Annotated in this window: 20 protein-coding genes; 8 read left to right on the forward strand and 12 right to left on the reverse strand. The window is 38.9% G+C overall.

The annotated features are described in order from the left end of the window. The first annotated feature begins 85 nt into the window (after positions 1–85). On the forward strand, positions 86–898 hold the full coding sequence (locus tag A6E04_RS10365) for an enoyl-CoA hydratase/isomerase family protein (protein ID WP_017021158.1): 813 nt from the start codon (positions 86–88) through the stop codon (positions 896–898). 151 nt (positions 899–1,049) lie between these two features. Next, positions 1,050–1,952 (forward strand): LysR family transcriptional regulator, encoded by a 903-nt coding sequence (locus tag A6E04_RS10370; protein ID WP_065611244.1) that lies wholly within the window; start codon positions 1,050–1,052, stop codon positions 1,950–1,952. Between the two features lie 87 nt (positions 1,953–2,039). On the opposite strand, the gene A6E04_RS10375 is transcribed toward A6E04_RS10370, so the two are convergent. Both A6E04_RS10375 and A6E04_RS10380 read right to left on the reverse strand, forming a co-directional pair. Next, positions 2,040–3,035, reverse strand: coding sequence for an HlyD family secretion protein (locus tag A6E04_RS10375; RefSeq protein ID WP_065611246.1), 996 nt, complete (start codon positions 3,033–3,035; stop codon positions 2,040–2,042). A 4-nt stretch (positions 3,036–3,039) separates the two neighbouring features. Further along, entirely contained in the window at positions 3,040–3,360 is a 321-nt protein-coding gene (locus A6E04_RS10380) for a DUF3302 domain-containing protein (RefSeq protein WP_065611248.1), read from the reverse strand. 356 nt (positions 3,361–3,716) lie between these two features. Between A6E04_RS10380 and A6E04_RS10385 the strand changes: the two genes are divergently transcribed. Next, positions 3,717–4,886 carry an alpha/beta hydrolase gene (locus A6E04_RS10385; protein ID WP_065611250.1) on the forward strand — a complete coding sequence of 390 codons (1,170 nt, stop codon included), beginning with the start codon at positions 3,717–3,719 and terminating at the stop codon, positions 4,884–4,886. A 130-nt stretch (positions 4,887–5,016) separates the two neighbouring features. Here A6E04_RS10385 and A6E04_RS10390 read toward each other — a convergent pair whose 3' ends face one another. Together A6E04_RS10390 and A6E04_RS10395 are read right to left on the reverse strand one after the other, a co-directional pair. Further along, positions 5,017–6,534, reverse strand: coding sequence for a peptide MFS transporter (locus tag A6E04_RS10390; protein WP_065611252.1), 1,518 nt, complete (start codon positions 6,532–6,534; stop codon positions 5,017–5,019). Positions 6,535–7,008: 474 nt separating this feature from the next. Beyond that, positions 7,009–9,378 (reverse strand): cellulose-binding domain-containing protein, encoded by a 2,370-nt coding sequence (locus tag A6E04_RS10395; protein ID WP_065611254.1) that lies wholly within the window; start codon positions 9,376–9,378, stop codon positions 7,009–7,011. A 359-nt stretch (positions 9,379–9,737) separates the two neighbouring features. Between A6E04_RS10395 and mepA the strand changes: the two genes are divergently transcribed. Next, complete coding sequence (gene mepA, locus A6E04_RS10400; protein WP_017021011.1) at positions 9,738–10,547, forward strand: penicillin-insensitive murein endopeptidase; 810 nt, start codon at positions 9,738–9,740, stop codon at positions 10,545–10,547. A gap of 86 nt (positions 10,548–10,633) precedes the next feature. Here mepA and A6E04_RS10405 read toward each other — a convergent pair whose 3' ends face one another. After that, a complete protein-coding gene (locus tag A6E04_RS10405) occupies positions 10,634–10,819 on the reverse strand; it encodes a hypothetical protein (protein ID WP_017021012.1) in 186 nt (61 codons plus the stop codon). 233 nt (positions 10,820–11,052) lie between these two features. Here A6E04_RS10405 and A6E04_RS10410 point away from each other — a divergent pair, with 233 nt between their 5' ends. After that, the gene (locus A6E04_RS10410; protein ID WP_065611256.1) at positions 11,053–11,958 is read left to right on the forward strand and encodes a LysR family transcriptional regulator; all 906 of its coding nucleotides are present in this window, start codon (positions 11,053–11,055) and stop codon (positions 11,956–11,958) included. Between the two features lie 182 nt (positions 11,959–12,140). Further along, positions 12,141–14,978 carry a M66 family metalloprotease gene (locus tag A6E04_RS10415; protein ID WP_065611258.1) on the forward strand — a complete coding sequence of 946 codons (2,838 nt, stop codon included), beginning with the start codon at positions 12,141–12,143 and terminating at the stop codon, positions 14,976–14,978. 723 nt (positions 14,979–15,701) lie between these two features. On the opposite strand, the gene A6E04_RS10425 is transcribed toward A6E04_RS10415, so the two are convergent. After that, entirely contained in the window at positions 15,702–15,953 is a 252-nt protein-coding gene (locus A6E04_RS10425; RefSeq protein ID WP_012551609.1) for a hypothetical protein, read from the reverse strand. A gap of 178 nt (positions 15,954–16,131) precedes the next feature. On the opposite strand from A6E04_RS10425, the gene A6E04_RS10430 reads away from it, so the two are divergent. Next, entirely contained in the window at positions 16,132–17,052 is a 921-nt protein-coding gene (locus A6E04_RS10430; RefSeq protein WP_017021016.1) for an ADP-ribosylglycohydrolase family protein, read from the forward strand. Positions 17,053–17,099: 47 nt separating this feature from the next. On the opposite strand, the gene A6E04_RS10435 is transcribed toward A6E04_RS10430, so the two are convergent. The 3 genes from A6E04_RS10435 to A6E04_RS10450 form a co-directional block, all read right to left on the reverse strand. After that, on the reverse strand, positions 17,100–17,624 hold the full coding sequence (locus A6E04_RS10435) for a phosphoribosyltransferase (RefSeq protein WP_065611260.1): 525 nt from the start codon (positions 17,622–17,624) through the stop codon (positions 17,100–17,102). A gap of 532 nt (positions 17,625–18,156) precedes the next feature. Further along, positions 18,157–18,603 (reverse strand): redox-sensitive transcriptional activator SoxR, encoded by a 447-nt coding sequence (gene soxR, locus A6E04_RS10445; protein ID WP_012551608.1) that lies wholly within the window; start codon positions 18,601–18,603, stop codon positions 18,157–18,159. 55 nt (positions 18,604–18,658) lie between these two features. After that, entirely contained in the window at positions 18,659–19,237 is a 579-nt protein-coding gene (locus tag A6E04_RS10450) for a TetR/AcrR family transcriptional regulator (RefSeq protein ID WP_065611262.1), read from the reverse strand. Positions 19,238–19,407: 170 nt separating this feature from the next. Between A6E04_RS10450 and A6E04_RS10455 the strand changes: the two genes are divergently transcribed. Continuing rightward, positions 19,408–19,620 (forward strand): TIGR02450 family Trp-rich protein, encoded by a 213-nt coding sequence (locus A6E04_RS10455; RefSeq protein ID WP_065611264.1) that lies wholly within the window; start codon positions 19,408–19,410, stop codon positions 19,618–19,620. A gap of 56 nt (positions 19,621–19,676) precedes the next feature. Here the strand turns inward: A6E04_RS10455 and A6E04_RS10460 are convergent, their stop codons facing one another. The 3 genes from A6E04_RS10460 to A6E04_RS10470 all read right to left on the reverse strand — a co-directional run. Continuing rightward, entirely contained in the window at positions 19,677–20,336 is a 660-nt protein-coding gene (locus A6E04_RS10460) for a 3'-5' exonuclease (protein ID WP_065611266.1), read from the reverse strand. 345 nt (positions 20,337–20,681) lie between these two features. Beyond that, entirely contained in the window at positions 20,682–22,283 is a 1,602-nt protein-coding gene (locus A6E04_RS10465) for an ABC-F family ATPase (protein ID WP_083198982.1), read from the reverse strand. 232 nt (positions 22,284–22,515) lie between these two features. Continuing rightward, positions 22,516–23,050, reverse strand: a 535-nt coding sequence (locus tag A6E04_RS10470) for a porin family protein (RefSeq protein WP_065611268.1), incomplete at its 5' end; no start/stop codon positions are given.

Genomic DNA, 23,050 nt, shown 5'->3' on the forward strand with positions numbered 1-23,050 from the left:
TTATAGTTATCTCACTAACGGAGAGGACGCCCTTTCAACGTTACTATATTTGACTAGCCGATAGGCGATTTAGAGGAAGTACATTATGAAAACATTATCAATCACTAACCAAAATGGCATCGCAACCGTTGCTATCAACAACCCACCAGTGAATGTGTTGACCATTAATCTAATCAACGAAATTAATGAGTTTGTGCTTTCTTTAAAAGACGATCGAGATACTAAGGTTGTTGTATTTAAATCACTGCATGAAACGTTCTTTTTAGCGCACCTTGATCTTAATGTGATTAACGGCACGCAAGGTGGTCAAGCGGCATCTATTGAGTTCAACCACATGATCATGAATATCAAGGCGATGAAACAAGTGTCTGTTGCCTTAGTTGATGGCGTGGCTCGTGGGGGCGGTAATGAGTTTGTTATGGCGTGTGATCTTGCTTATGCCACTGAGAATGCTGCATTTGCTCAACCAGAAGTTCACGTAAATATTCCTACTGGTGGTCAGGGTGCGGTGCAATTTGCAAGAAGAATGGGAAAAAACAAAGCATTACAAGCTCTGCTATTGGGTAACGATTTCACTGCACAACAAGCTGAAAACTTAAACATCATTACTCAATTTGTACCTAAAGCAGAAATGGAGGCATTTTTAGCCATGACGCTTGGGGTAATTAGTAGCTTAGACATTCGTAATATCGTGATGTACAAAGAAATCATCAGCACGTCAATTAAAGATGAAGACGCGGGCGCAGAGCTAGAGTTACGTTACTTTTTAGAGCGTGCTAAAGAGCAAAAAACAGCGAGCATTATCTCTGCGTTTCTAAAACACGGTGGTCAAACTGAGCGTGAAGCAAAAGACATTCAAGGGATTTTTGTTGATACGGCGGCTGAACTGTCTAAATAAAGTTACGTTATGTCCATAGTAGCCGTCGTATTGACGGCTACTTTTGATGATACAGCCAAGACAATGTTAAAGAAGACATTTACCCGTGTTTTTATATAGGGAATGAACTACTCTCTTTAAGTATAAAGTTAAATATACTAAGAGGATAACGATGGATTTAAATCTGCTTAAAACATTTGATGCAGTAATGAAATCAAAAAGTGTTAATGCAGCCGCAGAAGCTCTAAATGTAACTGCACCAGCGGTAAGTCACGCGCTAAACCGCTTACGAGACCAATACCAAGATGCCCTTTTTATCCGCCAAGGCAGAGGAATTACTCCAACTAGCTTTGCGTTAGAACTGCATAGTGAAATTCAAGGTCCTCTTAACCTTCTCATCAACGGCTCAAAATCTCGTTTAGAGTTTGAACCAAAAAATAGTCAGCGTACCTTTCGTATCTCTAGTCATAAAGATATTGATTTACTGATGGTGCCAACGTTAGTCAAATATAAAGAACAACATGCCCCGAATATAACCATCGATGCCGATATAGAACATTTAAACGAACAGGATAGACAAAATGCTCTCCGTAACAGAAGCGTTGATGTTATCTTAGCGACCGTACCACTGACCGATCATGGTTATATTAATCACGTTTTATTTGAACAAGAGCTAGTCGTAACAGCAAGCAAAAACCATCCAAGAGTAAAAGACATTCTAACGATGGAAGACTTCATGAATGAAAGCCATCTTATGTGGAAAACACAGCGATTAAATACGAATACGCTTGATTCTTTAGTTATTGAAAATAATCTTCCAGAAAGAAAAGTGGCTTATAGAACAGGCTCAACAACGACAGCACTTATGTTAGCGTCAGAAACGGACTGGTTATGTGTCACCAGTCGATGGCATGCAATTAAAGTTGCAGAGAGTTTTGGTTTGAATATATTTCCTGTTCCTTTTGAAACAAATAAAATCCCCGTTTATATGACATGGCATCAAACTCAAAAAAACGATACTGGTCACCAGTGGCTGCGAGAAGCAATCATTAACTCTGTTCCTAAAAAACCATAGTACTTAGTTATTATTCATCATTACTGCCTATAAAAAAGGCGACACTATGATTGTAGTCTCGCCTTTAATATTAGATCGATTGGTTATTTATCCCTCAAATACCCAATTTTCCCAACTTTGCATTCTAAGTATGACTTTACGTACAAGACTGAACATTTCCCATTTTGGTGAATACACCGCGACATGAGCATCAGTTCCCGAAGGGATTGGCATTCCATCCATCAAAGATGGGTTGTCTAGCTCTAACTTGACTAAAATCCGACCACCTTGGCTAATGTTTTCAGGAGCCAGCATAACTCCTGATGGAGCAATTGCACCTTGCGCTATAATATTATTTATTTGAACAACATGTGCTTTATATGCATGCCCAGGAATGGTATTAAAGGTAACTTCGGCAGGATAACCTTTCTTTATATATCGAGCAGGAGACTGCTTAAATGCTGCAAATAACTGTTTGTCCTCTTTGTGAACAAAGACAAGATTACCTTGAAAAGGAACAATTCTACTTTTCATTCCGGGTCTTAAAGCGACTTGCGTAACATAACCATCAGTAGGAGCAACCACCGTTGTGTGCTCCAAATTAAATTTAGCCAAATCAAGTTGCGTTAAGTATTTATTTTTATTCGCTTTTTGTTGTAATAATTGAGATTTAATATCATCGATACTTTCTTGAGAAGAAAATCCTTTCGTTCCTAATTTTTTATATCTAGCAAACTCGGCTTGGTAAAAATCAATCGCTGAATCTGTACGTTTGATATCACTTTGAACTCTATTCACTTTATCTTGAAAAGGGGTTTTATCTATTTGATATAAAGGATCTCCGGCTTTTAGTTCTTGATTACCCTGAACAAATACTTTGGTTACTAAGCCCTCAACTTGCGAGGTAATTGGCGTCGTCACACTATAAAGTCTCGCCATACGGGATACAGGTTGATACATCGCCATGTATAAAAATATCCAACCAACAAGGAACAGGCCAATGACAGAAGCCGTTGTAATCGTCCATTTATTTCTCGGAAGATTACAAACTTTAAATATGATGATACATAAAGCGATGTAACTTAATATGATGATTGTTTCCATCTTTTTACCCCTTACTATTCTTTTCTAATTCGTCAAGGCGGGCAACTAAAGATGAATAATCTTCTGATGACACACTTTTTCTCTCACCTAACCACTCTTTTTTCTCACCGTTATACATCGTTGCCCAAATCCACAAAAACGGCCACAAAACATGAAGAAAAAACAAACTAACCCAACCCGCTACATGTATTGCGTCAGCATGAGGGTGTTCTCGCTTAAGAGCCATCTCATAAGGGATATCATGCACAATAATTAAGCCGTAAATAAGTATTAATAAAACAGAAAAAAGTATCCCTAACGAGGCGTAGTCTAAAAATAGGTTCATATCATTCCTCTAGAATTTTTTATTGATTACCTTCATTGAGGTCTTTGATTTACTTATGTCGTAATTCAGGTTTAAATATTAGCGACTACGGCGATGGGTAACTATTGATTAAGCTTTAAATGTGGATTTAGCTCTGTTTAATTCTCAATCTTTATTATTCATGGCTACCAAGAAAAATTTAATAATAAAGATCGGGCAATCCATTCAAGTCCTATTAATAAAGCTTATAATTTGCTATATGACGGTTTAATGATGCGTTGATGCAATGGCAAGAGCACGCCAATTGAAGATATCGCTTCTTGGATCCTTAATTTATCAACAACAGAATAAGATTAATCATAATTTAAGGAATCATCGTGCGTAAATTCATTATGTATTTAACTGCGCTCAGTTTACTGTTGCTTGCTCTTGTCGGGTGCTCAGCGTTCTCCAATAGCCCCAAACCTTTGCATTTATCTGAACAGTATTACAATTATCTTCAGCCCTCATTTGATCAATACTTAGCCGAAACCAAAGATTGGTTCTCTGAACATCGCGCTTTTATCTCTGATGATCATGAAAAAGAATTAACAATGAACATGCCTTTTGAGCGTGGTAATAAAAAATCGAAAAAAGCAATTCTACTGGTGCATGGATTAGGAGATTCTCCATACAGCTTTAGTGATCTTGCGACTACATTTGCTAAGCAAGGGTTTTATGTGCAAGTTCTTTTGCTTCCGGGGCATGGAAGTAAACCAGAAGATATGCACTTAACGACATATCAAGACTGGCAAAATATTGTTGACCATTACGCTAATCTACTTAAAAAAGACTATCAAGAAGTGTGGCTAAGTGGGTTTTCAACTGGCGCTAATTTAACGGCGATTCATACATTAAATAATGGAGGGATTGATGGTCTTGTCTTTGTCTCTCCCGGTTTTGAATCACTAAATCCTACATTAGAAAAACTAAGTTCAGTCGTTTCTGTATTTTGGGATGGTATATCAAAAAAAGAAAATAATTTTGCACGATACAGCTCTATATCCATGCACGGTATGACTCAATACTCCGACAGTGCCGTTGCATTTAGGAATACGATCGCCAATAAAGAAATTACCGTACCTACCTTAATTGTCATTAGTGAAGCAGATAGCATTATAAATTCACAGGCGACTACCGCATTTTTCTCAGATAAATTTGTAAACCCTAACAGTCAATTGATTTGGTATGGCGATCAACAAAGCCTACTAATAAAGCAACGAACTCAAGCCTACCCGATGACGTTAGATACGTTACATATCAGCACCGCATCACATATGAGCCCATTATTTTCGCCCAACAACAGTTATTATGGGAAAAAAGCAGAAAAGCTGATCTGTACCAATAGCTTAGACGACGAACAAACCCAATCCTGCAAGCAAGGAGAAAACGTGTGGTTCTCTGCATGGGGTTATCAAGAAGAAGGAAAGGCTTATGCTCGGCTCACATGGAACCCATATTTTAACAATTTAGAGAATGAAATCAATAAATTGGTGCAGATAAATTAAGGTGTAATTGCATAGGATAATTACCCTGAATTACAAAAAAAAGATCTTATTTAATTATCTATTTTTCATAAAAAAGGGCAACATTCGCCCTTTTTATTTTGGGTAATTAAACAGTACTCGTAATTAAAGACTAATTCTGAGCTTCAGGCTTCATTGATGCTCCCGCTTTTTCTTCTGCCTCTAACGCTTCTCCACGAGCGATTAACCTTTGAATCACTTTAGATAATCCTAACGTCAATACCGCCATAAACGCCGCCACTTGCGCTAGCATGTAAAAGTAGCTCGTATATACCGTCTCCACCACTTCTGGTGTAAATACGATGTCTTTAGGTAAAGCGATTTTTGTGGCTATCACAGCCGCTAATATTCCACTTAATGAGATAGCGACAGCACGTAATCCAATCGAGAAGGCTGCAAGATAACGCGGTACCATTTCAAAAATAAATCCAGCGCCTAATGCACCAACGATAAGCTCTGCACCTGATTGGAAAAAGTGAACAAATAAAATCCAGTCTGCTGAGATTTTTCCATTTTCTCCCATCGTCCCAGCAGAGAATCCCAACAAACTAAACGCAATAGTCGTGAGCATAAATGCCCCTGCAATTTTAGTTGGAATTGTTGGTGAGTAGCCTTTGCGATCTAACCATGCGTACAGTTGGATCATCGGCCCACCAAGCACAAAACACCATAGCGGATTAAATGCCATGTTAGATTCAGGGTGAATAGGAATAAAGCCAAGTAAGGTGTCATCCATTAAATTAATCGCATACATGTTCATTGAGGTAAACATTTGACCATAAAAGAAATAGAACACGATTAAGATACAAACGGTAATAAGCACTGCCACCATTTTATATTGAAATGCACGGGTCGCTTTTGTTATCTCATAAATGAAGTAACCAATAGCGCCAAAACCTAATGCATAAAGAATGTATTTACCCGTATCAAGATTTGAGAATATCCAAAATATTAAGCCAAGCATTGCTGCTGAACCCGAAAAAAATAACACCCATGTTTTTACTGATAATGGTGCTTTATCTAAATCATTACCGACACTTGCAAGCTCTTTACGATACTTATAAAAGAGAACCAAGTTGAGCGCCATTAATATTGCAGATACAAAGAAAACACCTTGGTATGCGAGATAAGTGATTAAAAAAGGAAAAAGGTATTTAGCAGAAAAAGAACCAAGATTATTAATTGAATAGTTAACCGTAAGACCTTGTTGAAAGGATTCACGGTTAGTTTCAGAATAGGAATTACCAAACAACACTGTTGGACACGTCGCCGATAAACCACGAGCAAAACCAATCAATGCAATAGCTAAAATACTCATTGGCACATTAAGTTGACTTGCGCCAATACCTAATAATAAAAAACCGATTAGGTAAGTGGCATAACCAATATACACCGCACGGAACGCCCCAATAAACTTATCAGCTAGAAAGCCACCTACCGCTGAAAATACAGGACCAACCGCACCAAACGCACCCATCATCATAATGGTATCGGCTTCACTGTAATTAAGATCATTGAGGAAGAATTTGGTTAAAAGAACAAAAGCACCATAGAAAGCGGCACCCCATAAAAATTGTCTAAAAATTAGAACCTTAGCTATCGTGGGAAATCGTGCATTATTGTCTTGCATACTGCTACTCCAGAATCATAATGACATTATTAACACTTACTTTTTGAAAGTGTATTTTGTCTTTATATCATCTGCGTGTTCCTCTATTTGATACACAAACCTCAAATTTAACCGTCAATTATTACGTTTTTTATATAATGCGATCTAACCCCTAAATTGACCTACTTTTAACTGACATTAATATTAAATGTAGGGTTATATTTATAAAAATTATAAATTTGCGGTTTTATACGCTAATGATAGTTAATTATCTTATCAAGGGTTCTACTTTTTAATTACGCCATTATATAGTGATAAACTTACTGCTATTACTCATATATCAGGTGCCAATTACAGTTTAACGAGAGAGTAAATTCAATTATTTTGGATTGTTGTAAAAAACATATCCCAAAAAAATAACCCCACTTAAAAAAGCGGGGTTTTTAATTACTATCAACCAATCTTTACTGACTGACTGATTGCATTCAATATAGCTTATTGTGGATTAAGACCTAATTTTTCTAACACTAACTTAAAGTTAGCTTGGCGTTCTTTAATATTATGAACATCACCAGTCGAACAAGTCGCGTCAGGACAACCACGGTTTACAATACCAGAAACATCATCAATAAATTGAGTCCCTTTCAAGCCACTATCAACATATTTTTTAATTTCATTGTAGTAGTTCCAATCGGCGTATTGCCCCCCCTCATCTGAATAAGCTTGTACTGAGGTTACCCAGTAAAACAAGCCTGCAATCCATTTAATTTCTTTATTCTCTTCAGAACTACAAATCAACCCTGGATTCGAACATAGATCAAGATCTGCATATAATGGGTTTGTCGGTGGCGCTTCAACCGTTATGCCATCAATAGTTTTGCCAATCGTCTCAGGATCCACGTGTGAACGTCCTAAATAATGGTTCAACGTACCGAAGTTCTGACGACCAGTGGTTTGAATAACACCTCGGCCCCACCAACCACAACCCTCCACACTTTCTTGGCTACTGCCGTCCCATAGGAAAGTACCCGCTTTTTGACCAACGTAAATTTTACATTCGTCACGCTCCCATACTTGTTTAGAGGTATCAACTTTATCAGGCACAACGTTACAGTGACCACTGTTTGTCCAACGACCAACGCTACCATTAACAAGAAGGCCACGCTCTTCTAATACTGCATCAGGAGCAGCAAAAACTGGAGCTGGAGCGCCGTACCATTTAGCGTGTGTTAAAGCACTGACTTCCATCTTGTTATCACGAGGACAAGAATAAGCAAAGTCTAAACCTGAAACCGGATTAACACCGTAATCTGCGTATTTTTGTCCAAGCTGACCACAACTCGCAGACATCGGATAGTCTGTTGGAGCACCATATTTCACTTCAGACCAGTTATTTTCGTCACAAGCATTGTAGCGAATAGTCTCTTGCATACTTTGAGCTAAGAAAGCAGCGATCGCGACTTTTGCATAAATGATGTTGGTAGCATCATCCACTTCATCACTCAGTAGCCAGAACTTATTGCCTGCAACACCGATATTGTGCATTGCATTTAGACCATCAAGGAAGTCTGGCCATTTATACACGGTCGATGGAACCCACTGGGATTGCGGTGTTTCATATAAGAACACTTCGTTATTCATCACATCGGTAACATTCGTTAACTCGCTGTTCAATGCTTCAATACGTGTTAATGAGCCTTTTTCTAACTCTGCTCCAACATAATACAGAGGCACTTTCGCACCTTGGTAACGTTCAATTTTAGTCGTTAAATCAGCGCTATCTTTGTCAAACAAAATAGCAAAAATATTACTGTACGCCGCTTTACGAATTTGTTGATCATGAGTGAGGTCACCCATGAAATAGGTAGCGGCTTGCGCTGTTGGAATATTTGCCAACATAGCTGGAGTCTTCATGTAATCGGTGACTTGTTTCACATACTCAAGTGCACTGTGCCATTGAGCATTTGACAATGCCGTTGTTGCGCTTGATTTAGTGAAAACAACAAAATCAGCTTTAGTTACTGTTGTTACTTTATAAAGCTCTAATTTATCAAGTAAATCTGCGGTGTAGTTAGAGGCTGCATTCCACACAGATTGTCTGCCTGAATGCGTATCGTAAGCAAAATCACCAATACTTAAAGACCATCCAAAACTCGCTTCTGGCGCAACCGTTGATATGATGAGATTATGAGCTTGAGCCCAACCCTTCAGGTCATTGCTAAGTGCATTTACTTGAGTTATGTCGATTTTACTACCCGTAATATCAACCGCGTTTGTTAGCGCTTCCTTAACCGCAATATTATCTATAAATTGGCCTTTATCTTGTATCGCTTTATCAAGCACATCACTGCTGATAATAATTGATGAAGAACCTGCTTGTTCTGACATTTCAATGATAGATACAAACGCATTAGTTAGTTTATTTACATCAGCTAACTCTGTACTGCTACTTGTTTCAATCGTTAACGTCATCGGTGCCGTTGACGATGGACTAGTAACAACAAATGTATTTGGCCAACCAGTGACTTCTAGACGAATAGGATCCATCGGATTTGGTAACGAAAGAACCGGAGCTGTACCTGGATCTGAGCCATCACAATTTAGATGAAGTGCCCATGAACTATCACTACCTGGTGTCGTTTGTGTCCAGTAAACCGCAGAATAAGCGATACTGTTATAAACCATAATGTCACCACTTGTTGCATGATCACCACGTGTCCAGTCTGGATAAATATTGAAGCCCTCGCATAATCCACCTAAAGCAAAAGGAACAACGCTAGAGGTCTGATTTTCATCAGAAGCATATACATAACCATTAAGCATCACGCTCAATATTACTGCTGTTATTTTATTTATTTTTTTCATAATTTAATTCTTTCCATGTTCACACATTTCAATAGATCAAACATCTGATCCTCAGTGATGATTGACCGTTGCACTCCGTGCAATTTTCTTCAAATCATTATTAACGTATGTAACATAGCGAATCATACATCACAATATACCTTTGATTTATTTAGTAAAATATGATTATCACCTCTAATAAAAAGTAGGTAATAAGAGAATGAATGATTTATAACTGTGAGGTGAGTCCAATACAAATTCCAAATGATTTTGTGTTCTAATATCACTATAAGTTTAGAGAGGCTTTATTGCCGCACTCAAAATAACATTCCATTATCTCGCTCATAATCCACATTTATTTATCATGGTGAAAATGACTTATGCGTTATTGCCTCATTGCTTTTTATTTTAGTTATTGCAGCTTCTCAGTAAATGCGACCCCTTGGGAATCAATACAAGCGCCTAGCCAGACAGCGGTCGAATCGATTGGTAGCTATGCTAATGGGTGCCTTGAAGGTGCACTCGCTTTACCCTTAAGCGGTTCTGGTTACCAAGTCGTTCGCAGTGAACGAAAGCGATATTTTGCGCATTCCGATACCATTCGTTTTATTCAAGATCTTTCCCTCATATCAGAAAAAGAACTCAATAAGCAGCTATTAATTGCGGATATGTCATTACCACAAGGCGGTCGATTCGCTCATGGTCATTCAAGTCATCAAACGGGTCTTGATATTGATATTTGGTTTCGTTTATTGGCCAAGCCCTTAACAGAGAAAGAGCTTAATCAACCTTATTCAATTAGCCTTGTCGATAAATCGACATCAAGCATTCGAGACAAATACTGGAAAACGGAGCACTTTGGTTTAATTAAAGCCGCCGCACAGGATGACAGAGTGGCGCGTATCTTTGTGAATTCGGCCATCAAAGAAAAACTGTGTGAGCAAGAGAATGGGGATACTCAATGGTTGCGTAAGGTTCGTCCTTGGTGGGGACACAGTGCACATATGCATGTACGTCTGTCTTGTTCAGACAAAGACACTAACTGCATTAATCAACCCGAGCCACCAAAAGGAGATGGCTGCGGACATGAAACACAGAGTTGGCGACTAAACCCTGTGCCACAGAAAAAAAGAGCACCCGCGCCAATTCAACCTGAACAATGTCTGGAAATGCTAAATAGCCAAGAGTAGAAATAGGAAGAAGAAGAAGAAGAAGAAGAAGAAAATTAGGTCACTTATACGCCGGTATATATGACCTATTTATTTTCAGATGTGTTTTATTCAACAGGCAATAATTCAATAAAATCTTGCGCGAGAGATTGTCGAAAAAAATCAGACATGGACGCCATAGTAAATACCGCGGCGTCTTCAAAAATGGTCGTAGACCCACTGAGTGTCCAGTAAGAACTTCCTTTGTTAGTGTTCACTTTCACTTTAAAATGCGTTGGCGTCGTAGTAACCATTTTTCAATTCCTTAAAATAAGATACAGGATCATGCTACCACTTCCATTTCACGAAACCAGACTTTCCCCTTATCAATCGCAAGATTCTTTTTATTTGTAACTGGCTTGTGCTTTGAGATGATTTTTATTGTTAATCATTGTTTATGGAAGTGAACACCGTATTACCTCTATTTTACCTAAGATATAGAGGGTAATATGGGAGCATCTATTGTTAAAAAGGCAACAATGACATTATGGATCAACTACGCGCCCTAAAATATTTCACCGCAACCGTGGAGGCAGGAAACTTCTCCGCGGCGGCTAAAAAGTTTGATGTCCCAGCGTCTTCTGTCTCTCGCCGAATTGCCGACCTTGAGGCATCACTTGGGGCTCAACTTCTCAAACGAACCACACGAACCGTATCTCTGACCGAGGTGGGTTTACAGTATTACACTCAAGTGACGGATCTTATTCAGCAACTTGAACAGTGTGATCGCTCAGTGAAAGATTATCAAACCCTCCCTACTGGCACGCTTAAAATTAGTTCAATGGTGGGCTTTGGTGAACGTATTCTTGCTCCGATATTGGATGAATTCTCATTACGCTACCCTGATATTTTATTGGACGTAGAATTAAACGATCAACTCTCTAAGCTAGACAGAGATGATGTAGACATTGCGATTCGCGGTGGCTTCGCGCCAGATGAACGGGTCGTTGCTATACACCTTATGGATAATCAATTCGTTCCTGCAGCTTCACCGTCTTATCTCGCCAAATATGGCCAGCCTAAAAGCACAAAAGATCTGCCTAATCATAAAGGGCTTTATTTTAAAACCCCTCATGGTCCAACACCGTGGTTAAGTGAAATAAACGGTGAATGGCAAAACGTATCGGCCCCAAGCTCACTCATCACAAATAATGGAAAATGGTTGGCAGAAAAAGCAGTACAAGGCGAAGGGATCCTGATGATGCCACGATGGGTATTGCAACCCTACTTTGATGTTAACGAATTAGTAGAGCTTCATTTTGATGAACCATTAAGCATCACACAAAGCCAAATTCTTGGTGTGTATATGCTTTATCAAAAACTGGCTTATGCGACCCCTAAAGTCAAAGCCGCGGTCGATTTCATCACGGCCAGAATAAAAGGACAAAAATAGCGACTTTACTGCCTATTTATTAATGAATTTTCTTTTATACATCGAAAATTTGGAATAAACATCTGACTTTCAAAAAAATTAAATATCTTAATTCCACCTTTGACTTATAAGTTTCGCGAATGAAACCTATAGATTACAAAGACACTGGTTATTTAATGATAATAATAAAAAGAGAGAGTCATATGAAAAAGACACTATTAGGCATGATCATCGGATCAACGCTAGCTGCTAATGTTTACGCAACCCCCCACCCACTAGATGAGGCGAGCGTTCAGATTGTAAATAAAATGACTGAACTGGCTGTACTTGCCAGCAACCCGAGCAATGTTACCCAAGATGGCGAACAAAAATATCTTGAATATAAAGGTAAAAAGCTAAGAATTAATTTTGACGGCAATGTGAAATTTGGCTTAATGGATTTTGATTCGGAATTTGAAACCGTATTTGATTTCCTTCCTACTCAATGGGAAAAATATTGGTACGACGGTGGATTTGACATCTACCCAGAGACATTTGATATCGCTGAGAAATGTACATTTGGTCTTTATGCTGCAGCAAGAGGCTCTAAAGACAACGAAGGTAATTACATTTGGGAAAACACGATGTCGACCGAGATCGATACCTCAGAGTGTACTCCTGTTATTGAAAAACCAGCGGTCTTCTTTAACACCAATCAATTAGAAAATGTGTTAGTTGGTGACATCTCTGGCGGCGTATTATTTGCTCAAGCACATATCGTTCCGGCTAAAGTCGATGAGCAAGAAAAACGCATGCATTTGGTTGCTCAGCGCAAAACAAAAGTCATGTTTAAGCCAACAGAAGCCTTTGCTTCGTACGCTGAAGTCACATTAACAGCAATGGATCATAACGGAAAAACACTCGGCACCCTAGAGATGATCCGTCCTGATACATTAGCGCGTAACGTAATGGCAATCGCTGAAATTACCGACACAAACATTGATTTTAGCTATGATCCTGAAGCGGCGTTTAATGTACGTGAAGTCTCTAGTGATGCCATTTCTGCCGCACTTACAGACCATAACGTCGTCAAACTAAGCACGTGGAATGGCCACTGGATCCGAGACATTGCGCTTGAACAAAATAACCCACAACTTGATGGTAAAACGTTTGTATTTACATCAAGCGCTGGTTACAACTCAAATGTAAGTTATTACCCACAACGTTCTAAAACCATTGTAAATGGTACAACAACGGTATTTAAAAACGTGAAAGGAACATGGGTATTACAAGACGATTTACTTTTTAATGACATCGGTTACGCCGATGGTTTCTGGTCAGCCGACTTACCAAAAGAATGGCTTAATCCTGGTCTGAGCCTGTCATTCGAAAACCAAGGTAAGAAAGGGACATTAAGCCAGATAAAAGTGGGCGCACCAACTGAATTACTGATGCATACCATTGACGTAGGTATGCTTGTTGAGCCTCGTGATGCTTTCCATTTTCAAGCCGACAAAGAAGCACAACGTGAGTACTTTGAAACCGCACCAGTCAGTAAAATGATTGTGAGTGAATATGAGTCAGTACACTTTACTGAAGTGATGCTGCCTGATGGTACGTTATTAACCGATCACGATCCAAGTGATGGTGGCTGGCACTCAGGCACCATGCGTCAGCGTATTGGCAAAGAACTTATCTCTATCGGTATAAACAATGCGAACTATGGTATTCATTCAACTGCGGGGGTTGGCGAAGGAGAAAACCCTTATTTAGCGGCTCAGCTAACAGCTCATAACACCCGAGGCAATTACAATAATGGCGTGCAAATGCACGGTGGCTCTGGTGGCGCAGGCATGGTGACGCTTGATAGCTCAATTGGTAACGAACTTAGCCATGAAGTGGGTCATAACTATGGTTTAGGCCATTATCCTGGTGGGTTCAATGGGTCTATCCATAAACCTGCAAATATGAGCAACTCAACATGGGGTTGGGATTCTTCACGTGATGTGTTTATTCCAAACTTTTCACCGTCTAATAATGGCGTTCAAAGCTGTCTTGACGGCCAATGTGTTGAACCATTCAATGGCATGTTCAGCTTTGGATCCGATTCAATGGCTGGCGGCTGGGCTATGTATGGCGCGCAACGTTTTACCATGTATACCCCGTATTCAATGCATTTCATTCAACAAAACTTAGAAAGCAAAATCGTATTTGATGAAACCTCATCAACCGGTTTTAAAAAGTGGGATGAAAAAACAGAAGCCATGGTTGAATACACTCACACGATTGACGATCTTGAAACAACCTCTGTGGCACCATGGGAAGCAAATGCGACTCATATTGCAACGCTACTGACCGATTTCGATAAAGTGACACTTTCAACGTGGAACGGTCATTGGGAACGAAATATGTCGGTTCCTATGGCATCAACAGCAAATAAAGGGAAGATTTTCACTTTCAATTCAGATGCTGGTTACACCTCTAACCTAGAAATTAATGGCGAAACGGTAGTCGTTCACTACGGCAGCCGTTTCGTGTTTGTTTCAGATGGTCAAACTTGGGTACAAGATGGACAATATGAGCAAAACAAAGTTATTCGTCCTACTTCATTTGGCGTTCCTGTAACGACGTTGGTTGGTTATTATGATCCTCAAAACAAACTGGATAGCTATATCTTCCCAGCCTTACACGGGTCTTATGGTTATGTTTATCCTGATGATTCAGCGAACTTAATTGCTGGCGAGTGTGCGTTAGAAATCAACACAAGCAAAGGGGATATTTTAACCTACGCCCTTAAAAACAACCGTCGTAATGCGGACAACATGAATAAGTTCCACGTTAACGTGGCTCGCTCTGAAAAACCGGTAACGGCAGCGGTTGTGTGTGATGGTAAGGTACTGAACTCAATGGTAATCAGCACCCCAAAACGTGATCCGGTTTATACCGTACAAGAAGGTAATGAAGCAGTACGTTCAGTGTCATTTTCAATTCACAATACGCCAAGGATCTTAGCGGGACGTTACGAATCTGAACAATGTGCAAACGTTGATCATAAGCATTAATGTATAATCAACTCAGACGATAAACCTATTTTTATCGTCTTTCTATCACTAAAAGGGGTTATGATCTTTCTCAGAGAAAGTATCTTAGCCCTTTTTTATTCATCCATTATAGTCCGACTAACATCCTTTTGTTTTACTCTCTTACTCCCGTAAAAATAACAATAATTAACGATTAATAATGAAAATAACGTAAAAATTCAGGGGTATTTCACTCGCTCTTCTAGCACGTTAAATTATTAATTTTTTCTTTATTATCAAATAGTAAATCTTACTTTTCACATCCAGAAATAAAAAATTGATACAGCTCAAAAAAACATCGGCGGATTAGGCGTAAGTTGATCTTAATTTAACGTTTTTGAGGGAATAAAAATGACCATCTCCAAAGTTTTTCTAAGAGATATTCTTGGTTTGGCTTTAGTAATTTCAACGGTTTTAGCCGCGCTCTATATCCTCTTAGATATAGTCGCTGTATTTGCTTATTTAAACCATGAAGAAAAGATCGCATCGATATTTTTCGACGAATCCTTTTATCTTCTGGTATTTTTTATCCCCCCTTACTTTATAAGTAAGTACATCAACCATCTCGACATGAAAACACCACAAAAGAATATTGGTTAAATCGGAAAGGGAATAAATAAGCTAAAAAACAAAAAAGCTAAGATCTTTCTCATTGAAAGTATCTTAGCCTTTTTTCATACCCTATCGTTGCAATAGGATGAATAATTAATGAGTCGTACGATTTGTGCCATTACGAACGAGATCTTGTCCCGTTTGAAAAACGTCTTCGGTTACCCAACGAGAGAATAATAGTTGGTGTTTATCATCCAATACGGCAACAAAGCGACGACCGTCTTTATTATTGGTTGCCATAGCAATACCTGCAACATTCGTTAGCCCTAAACCACCACTTTCTACAGAAATTAAGAACGTTTCTAAATCTTCTAGATTAGTGATCATATCTACTTCGTTGGTCATATTTATATTCTCTTGATAAACAAAACTTACTTTTTTGGCAATGCCATTACGATAGGCGCTACTTTACCGAGGTTCCTGACAAATTGAAACTCCCTTATCTATACTCTACCTATAGATTTATCATCATTTACTGCAATCAGTGTTAATCTAAAACTCTATTGGTAAACGGAGCCACATCATGTCACAACAAAGAGCGTTCAATGCCATTCTTGGCGCACTCGTCGCTGATACTGCGTCGATGGGGTTTCATTGGTTATACGATCAAACCTTAATTAAAAAATACACCACATCAACGCCTGAGTTTCATGCACCTAATCAAGACGAATACGAAGGTAAAGGTTATTTTGCTCACAAAGGAAAGGCGGTTGGCTCTCCTTCTCAATATGGCGCACAATTGACTGCGATGTTGGCGTCGTTATCCCACACTCAACCGTATTCAGAAAGCCGTTATATCGCGAGTTTTCGTACGTGGTTTGATTTTGGCGGTCAATGGCAAGGGTATATAGATAAACCAACCAAAATCGCGTTATTAGCAATGCATCAAGAAGAGGTTTCAATATTTGGTGCCGATGATACACAAAACCCAGCCATCTCTAAACTGCCTGCATTAGTTGCTTATCACTATAAAGAGGATGCACTGCCTGACTATATTGAATCGGCGGTTCGTGTTACCAATAATAATGATATTGCGGTGAAATACGCACAAGCAGTCGCTATCATGATAAAAATGGCGATCAACGGCCATACCGTTAAAGCATGTATTGAAGAAGCAAAGCAGAGCTGCTCATTCATAAAAGAAGAGATAGAAAAAGCAGAACAAGATAGAAAACTCACCTCTTTGCAGGTTGCAGAAAAGGTTGGGCTACATTGTGGCTTAGATGCCTCTTTTATTGTTGTTATGCATATTCTATTAACCGCGACCTCTTATGAAGAAGCCATTCAAACGAATATTTATTGTGGTGGCGATAACTGTGGCCGTGCGATCCCACTCGGTGCTATTTTAGGGGCGTGTTTTACTGATTCGAATCAGGCAATTCCCTCATCTTGGATTGAACAATCTACCTTGCCTAATTCATTGCTTGCGCGTTTTTTATCTTAGAATCACGAGAGTAAAATAAAACAGCTTCACTCTTTATGCTGAAGCTGTTATTTCACTAATTTAGACACAAAAGGAATATTACGGTGTTTATCTTGCCAAGGTAATCCATACCCTATCAACATGTCGTCATTTTCCATTTCATACGCAAAATATTGTGGATAAGGAATATCAACACGACCCGGCTTCACAAACAATGTGGCGATAGAAAGGGACTTTACACCAAACTCTTCAGCAATGTATTTCGCTACACGCTTCATTGTGCCACCAGATTCAATAGCATCGTCCACTAAAATAACGTGTTGGCCTTTGATTGGGATATTTTGATGATACACAATGCTTGAATTGTTATTACTGTCACCCGGCGTATGCGGACAAGAGACATAATCCATCTTGATGTCCAACGTAAGCTCTCTCATCATGTCAGCAGTAAAGATAATGCCCCCTGGAACCATCGAAATAATCACCACTTCTTCACCAGAAAACTGTTTATTTAATTTGTCACTAACAATACGAATGCCCGCATTGATCTGTGCGGTACTTAAGACCAAGTCACCGATGTGTTTATTATTCATCTTATTCACTTATGTTTATCCATTGCCGTCACTCTAGCATTTTCTGATAACGCGTTGTTTGGCGGTGTTAACATATTGAGTTTACCGTCAATATCCCACGACAATTTAACAAAACTAAGTCCATGATTAAATGGGACTCAGCGAGTAGAGATTACTCGTCAGTTTTGGGGCCAGAAATTAACAAAGAATGAGTTCTCTTCAGTGACAATGACGCGTCTTTCTCTTTAGGAAAATTATTATTCCAAGTTGCCAGTGAGCACAAAGATATATACCCATGACTTTCAAGCGTTAGCTTGAAAGACTGTAAACTTGCTCTTTTGTGGTCTTGATATTCTTTCATTATTCTGATTTTTACAGCAAATAGTACGGCTAACTTACTATTGATTTCTTTGCCAACACAGGGCATTCAACTTTTTGTTATACCATAACTTGCTGTCTTTTATAAAAGCCAAGTAACCCCAATGACTCGCTGGTACTGCCATCATCTACTCTTTGGCCTGATAGATAAAAATACCAACACAAAAATAGACGCTTATTTTAATAACAAACGTTGAGCGCCATTGCCCTCTTCATGCAAAATATCATCAGGGTTTAATAACTGACATCGATCCATACTCAAACAACCACAGCCAATACATCCGGTTAAGTTTTCTTTAAGAGACTGGATTTGTTCAATTTTTTTATCGAGATCTTTTTGCCATTTCTTTGCGACCTTTTCCCAATCACGTCTTGTCGCCGTTTCCTTCATGGGTAGGTCTGCTAACTCTTTCGTTATTTCTTCTAGCGTAAAACCAACAAGCTGAGCCACTTGAATAAGCGCAATGCGCCTTAACATTGACGGATGAAAACGGCGCTGATTTCCTGCCGTTCGGATAGAGGCAATGAGATTTTTAGTTTCATAGAATCGCAATGCAGAATCGGCAACACCACTTCGCTCTGAAAGCATGCCGATCGTCAGTAATGTTTTTTCATTTAACATTAATCACTCCATGATATTGATAAATTAAGCTGAATAAACGTAACGTTGATCTCTTTTAGAAGGACACAAACATATCATCAATCATTTTCTCTAAAGGTGCATCGCCATTACTTGCACAAGCATAAGCTCTTAATCCCATAATTTGTACTTGAACAAAACGCGCTAATTGAGTCACATCTTTGTCTTTGCTTAACTCACCTTTCTGCTGTGCTTCTTCTAACAAAGTAATAAATTGACCTTCCATGATAACGAGCATTTTCTTTGCTTCAGCGAGCAATTCTGCGTTTTCTTCCGTTAATTCTGCAATCGTTTTTGCCAGCATACACATACGACTGGGTACTGGCCCTTTATTGCCAATAATATTCAACGTGACAAACTCTTTTAAAGCAGACAAAGGCGATGTCGTATTCGCTTTGCATTCAGCAATGTGGGCAACACCCATTTCGGTGTATTTGTTTAATACTTCTTTGAATAGCCCTTCTTTACTGCCAAATGTCGCGTAAATACTGCCTGGGCGCATATCAATCACGTCTTGAAGATTACGCATTGATGTGGCGTGAAAGCCTTTCTCCCAATAAAGATTGGTGGCTTTTTCAATCACATCATCTCTGTTAAATTTGGCTGATTTTGCCATAATAAGTTACTCTCAAAAAACTTGAACACTTGTTCAATAATAGCACTTTGTAGATTGAAATGCAGTTTTTGCTTAAAAACAATCTCCTCTACTCAATAACTGAATCAATTTGATCTATGCTTTGTAAACCACATCATGATCAATTAAAAACCATTCTCTAAGGAATAATAATGAATCAAATTAATCCAAAAAAACTTTTAAATAGTAAATGGACGGCCGTTAATCCGATCAAAAAAGAAAAACATTTTTTAATTACTGAAATTGAATTTGAAGACAATGAAGTAACACATTGTTTAATAGAAGCCGTAATGACAAAACGAGTAGAATCTCTGGATTGGAAAGAATTAAAAGACCAAGAAAATTGGCTTTCAGGTTGGAAATAAAAAACGCCTATGTCAAAAGAAAACATAAGCGTTAATTAAGAAAAAATAGCGTAAAATTAGCCTTGTTTCTTTAAAAATAGATCGATTGACCCTTTTGGGGTTTTGGCGATTTTTTGCATTAATGAGAAATCAGGGTTTGTAATCGCATAATCGCTTTCTAGAGTATCTAACAGCACTTGCCATAATGAAGCCGTCACTTCAGCATCGGCTAACGCTCTATGGAACACACCATCATTATCGATTTGATGATAAGCCACTAACTCTCCCAACTTATGCGATGGTGCTTCTTGAGTCAGTCGTCTTGATACCAATAATGAACACGCGAACGTTCCATCATAATCTCGCTGAATCGCGTCAAGTTCTGCATCTAAAAAACGCTGATCAAACGAGGCATTATGAGCCACTAAATTACACCCTTGAATGAAGTCCGCAAACTCGCGCATGACCGTGGCACAATCATCCGCTCCCATCAGCATGGCATTGGTAATGCCGGTGTAATTCGCAATGAACGAGCTTACTCTAAAACCAGGATTCATCAATTTTTGAAAGCGATCAACAATAACGCCATTTTCTAGCTTCACCGCACCAATTTCTATGGCGCGATCGCCTTGGTTTGGAGATAAACCCGTGGTTTCGAAATCGAGAACAACAACAGTATTAGCAAGCGCGGCTGGGTTTTTAGAAGAGCTTAAAGGCACGAAATATTTCCAAGTCATATAATTAGTCGCCAATGATACCACTTCTGTTGTTTATATATAAAATGATAAGAACATGACTCTCACGTAAGGCTAATTAATAAGCACGCTATTTAAGGATCTTTTCTCTGAAGATTTAGATAGCGCCCTGCCAGAAGCATTGACATCGCTAATGTTGAAATTACCCCACGCAAGTTTTACGTAGACATGCATCAGTTATCTATCGTTCTTAATAGGCGAAAACTGGATAAAAAAGAGTTTGAATTACTAGTGTAGATTTAGCGTTTAATAAAGTACTCAAAATAAAAAAGCGCGAGCTGATATCATCAGTCTCGCGCTTTTTTTGCTAAGTAACGTTAATTAAAATTAAGCTACATGCATTCTGTTTTTATGATCTAGGTACTCGTTATAAGTACCTTGGAAGTTAACCAATTTCTTACCTGTAACGTCAATGATTTGAGTCGCTAGAGAAGAAACAAACTCACGGTCATGGCTTACAAAGATTAATGTGCCTGTGTACACTTTTAATGCTTCGTTTAGCGCTTCAATCGCTTCCATATCCATGTGGTTGGTTGGTTCGTCCATAACAAGTACGTTGATTTCTAGCATCATTAACTTGCCAAACAATAGACGGTTTTTCTCACCACCAGAACAGTTTTTCGCTTGTTTATTTGTATCATCCGCTGTAAATAGTAGACGACCCAAAATACCGCGAACCATCAAGTCATCGTGTTTCACTGTACGCCACTGTGAAATCCAATCAAAGATGCTTAAATCGTTATCAAAATCAGCCGTACTGTCTTGTGGGCAGTAACCAAAGGTCGCATTTTCAGACCATTTAACGATACCTTCATTTTGCTCAAGGTCGTTAACTAAACAACGTAACAATGTCGTTTTACCCACACCATTTTCGCCGATGATAGCCAGACGAGTACCCGCTTCAAGCAGTAAGTTACCGCCTTCAAATAATACGTCTTCTTCAAAACCGTGGCCTAAATCTTTCAATTCAAGTGCTTGGCGGTGCAATTTCTTGCCTTCACCGAAGTTAATTGATGGGCTCATACGGCTTGATGATTTCACTTCATCTAGCGAGATTTTGTCCATTTTCTTTGCACGAGAACTTGCTTGCTTCGCTTTAGATGCGTTCGCACCAAAACGGTTTACGAAATCTTGCAGTTCACTGATCTCTGCTGCTTTCTTCGCGTTACCAGAAAGTAGTTGCTCACGGATCAAACTAGACGCTTCAAGGAAGTATTCGTAGTTACCTGGATAAACACGAAGTTCGCCGTAATCAATGTCTGCCATATGAGTACATACAGAGTTTAGGAAGTGTCTATCATGCGAGATAATGATCATTGTACATTTACGTTGATTAAGCTCACCAGCTAGCCAGTTAATCGTATTAATGTCCAAGTTGTTGGTTGGTTCATCAAGTAGCAAGATATCTGGGTTTGCGAATAATGCTTGTGCTAGTAACACACGCAGCTTCCAACCTGGAGCAACTTGTTGCATTAAGCCATAATGAAGTTCTTCATCAATACCGGCTTGTAATAGAATGTCACCAGCACGGCTTTCTGCGCTGTAACCGTCCATTTCTGCGAATTCACTTTCAAGTTCAGCAACCTTCATGCCATCTTCTTCACTCATTTCTGGTAGTGAATAGATGCGCTCACGCTCTTGTTTGATTTCCCATAATTTCTTGTCACCCATGATCACAACATCAATTACACTGTATTTTTCAAACGCAAATTGATCTTGGCTCAACACGCCTAATTTTTGTCCTGGCGTCATTGATACGTTGCCTGAACTAGGAGTTAATTCACCACTTAGAATCTTCATGAACGTTGATTTTCCGCACCCATTCGCACCGATCAAACCGTAACGGTTGCCGTTGCCAAATTTAGCTGAAATATTTTCAAATAAAGGCTCTGCGCCAAATTGCATTGTGATGTTGTTTGATTGTATCAACGAAGTAATTCCTAGGGTTTACTGACAAGTCATTATTGGGCTAAATTAGAGGGCCACAAGATGAAGGACGAAAGTATGATGAATGAGAAAATCTAGCCGCGGATTATACAGAGATCTTGATCACATTGTCGAGAGATATGACGTTTTAATACACAATAAAAAAAGCCCCAGAATAATCTAGGGCTCTCAAAAAGCACTAATCGCGCGAATGGAATTAGAAATAGGAACTAAATTAAAATTTATAACCGACAGTAAAAGAGAATTGATCAGCAAAAACATCATGTTCTCCATCTTTTAAGTTCATAAAATCTAAACGTAAATCAGTATAAAAATGTTGGTTAAATACCGCTCTTGTACCTACACCAAAAAACAGCGTTGAATCCTTCCAATCACCAAGATCATGTCCGACAACGCTTACCTCTTCTTTGAATGTTGCAAATCCCACGACTCCATAAGGCTTAATTGATGCATTTTGCATATAGAATGTGTAACCAATATCAGCATCTAGTTTGAATGTTGTCGTATCACTGTCAAAAATAGAATCGTTACCACTTCCTTTATTAAGAGAAAGATTTACCCCTACGATATCGTTAATGTCATAGCCATAACCAAGAGTTAAACAGCTAGTTGAGTAATCACTCCCAAAGGTGACATCTTCAATACTGGTTGAGTTAAAACCAATACCAACTCGATGACCATCAAACGCATTTGCATAAAGTGTTGTAGAAGATAGAAGTGTTTTTAGTGGGGTTGTTGCAAATAATCTG

It is taken from the genome of Aliivibrio logei (assembly GCF_001691055.1).
GTDB lineage: Bacteria > Pseudomonadota > Gammaproteobacteria > Enterobacterales > Vibrionaceae > Aliivibrio > Aliivibrio salmonicida.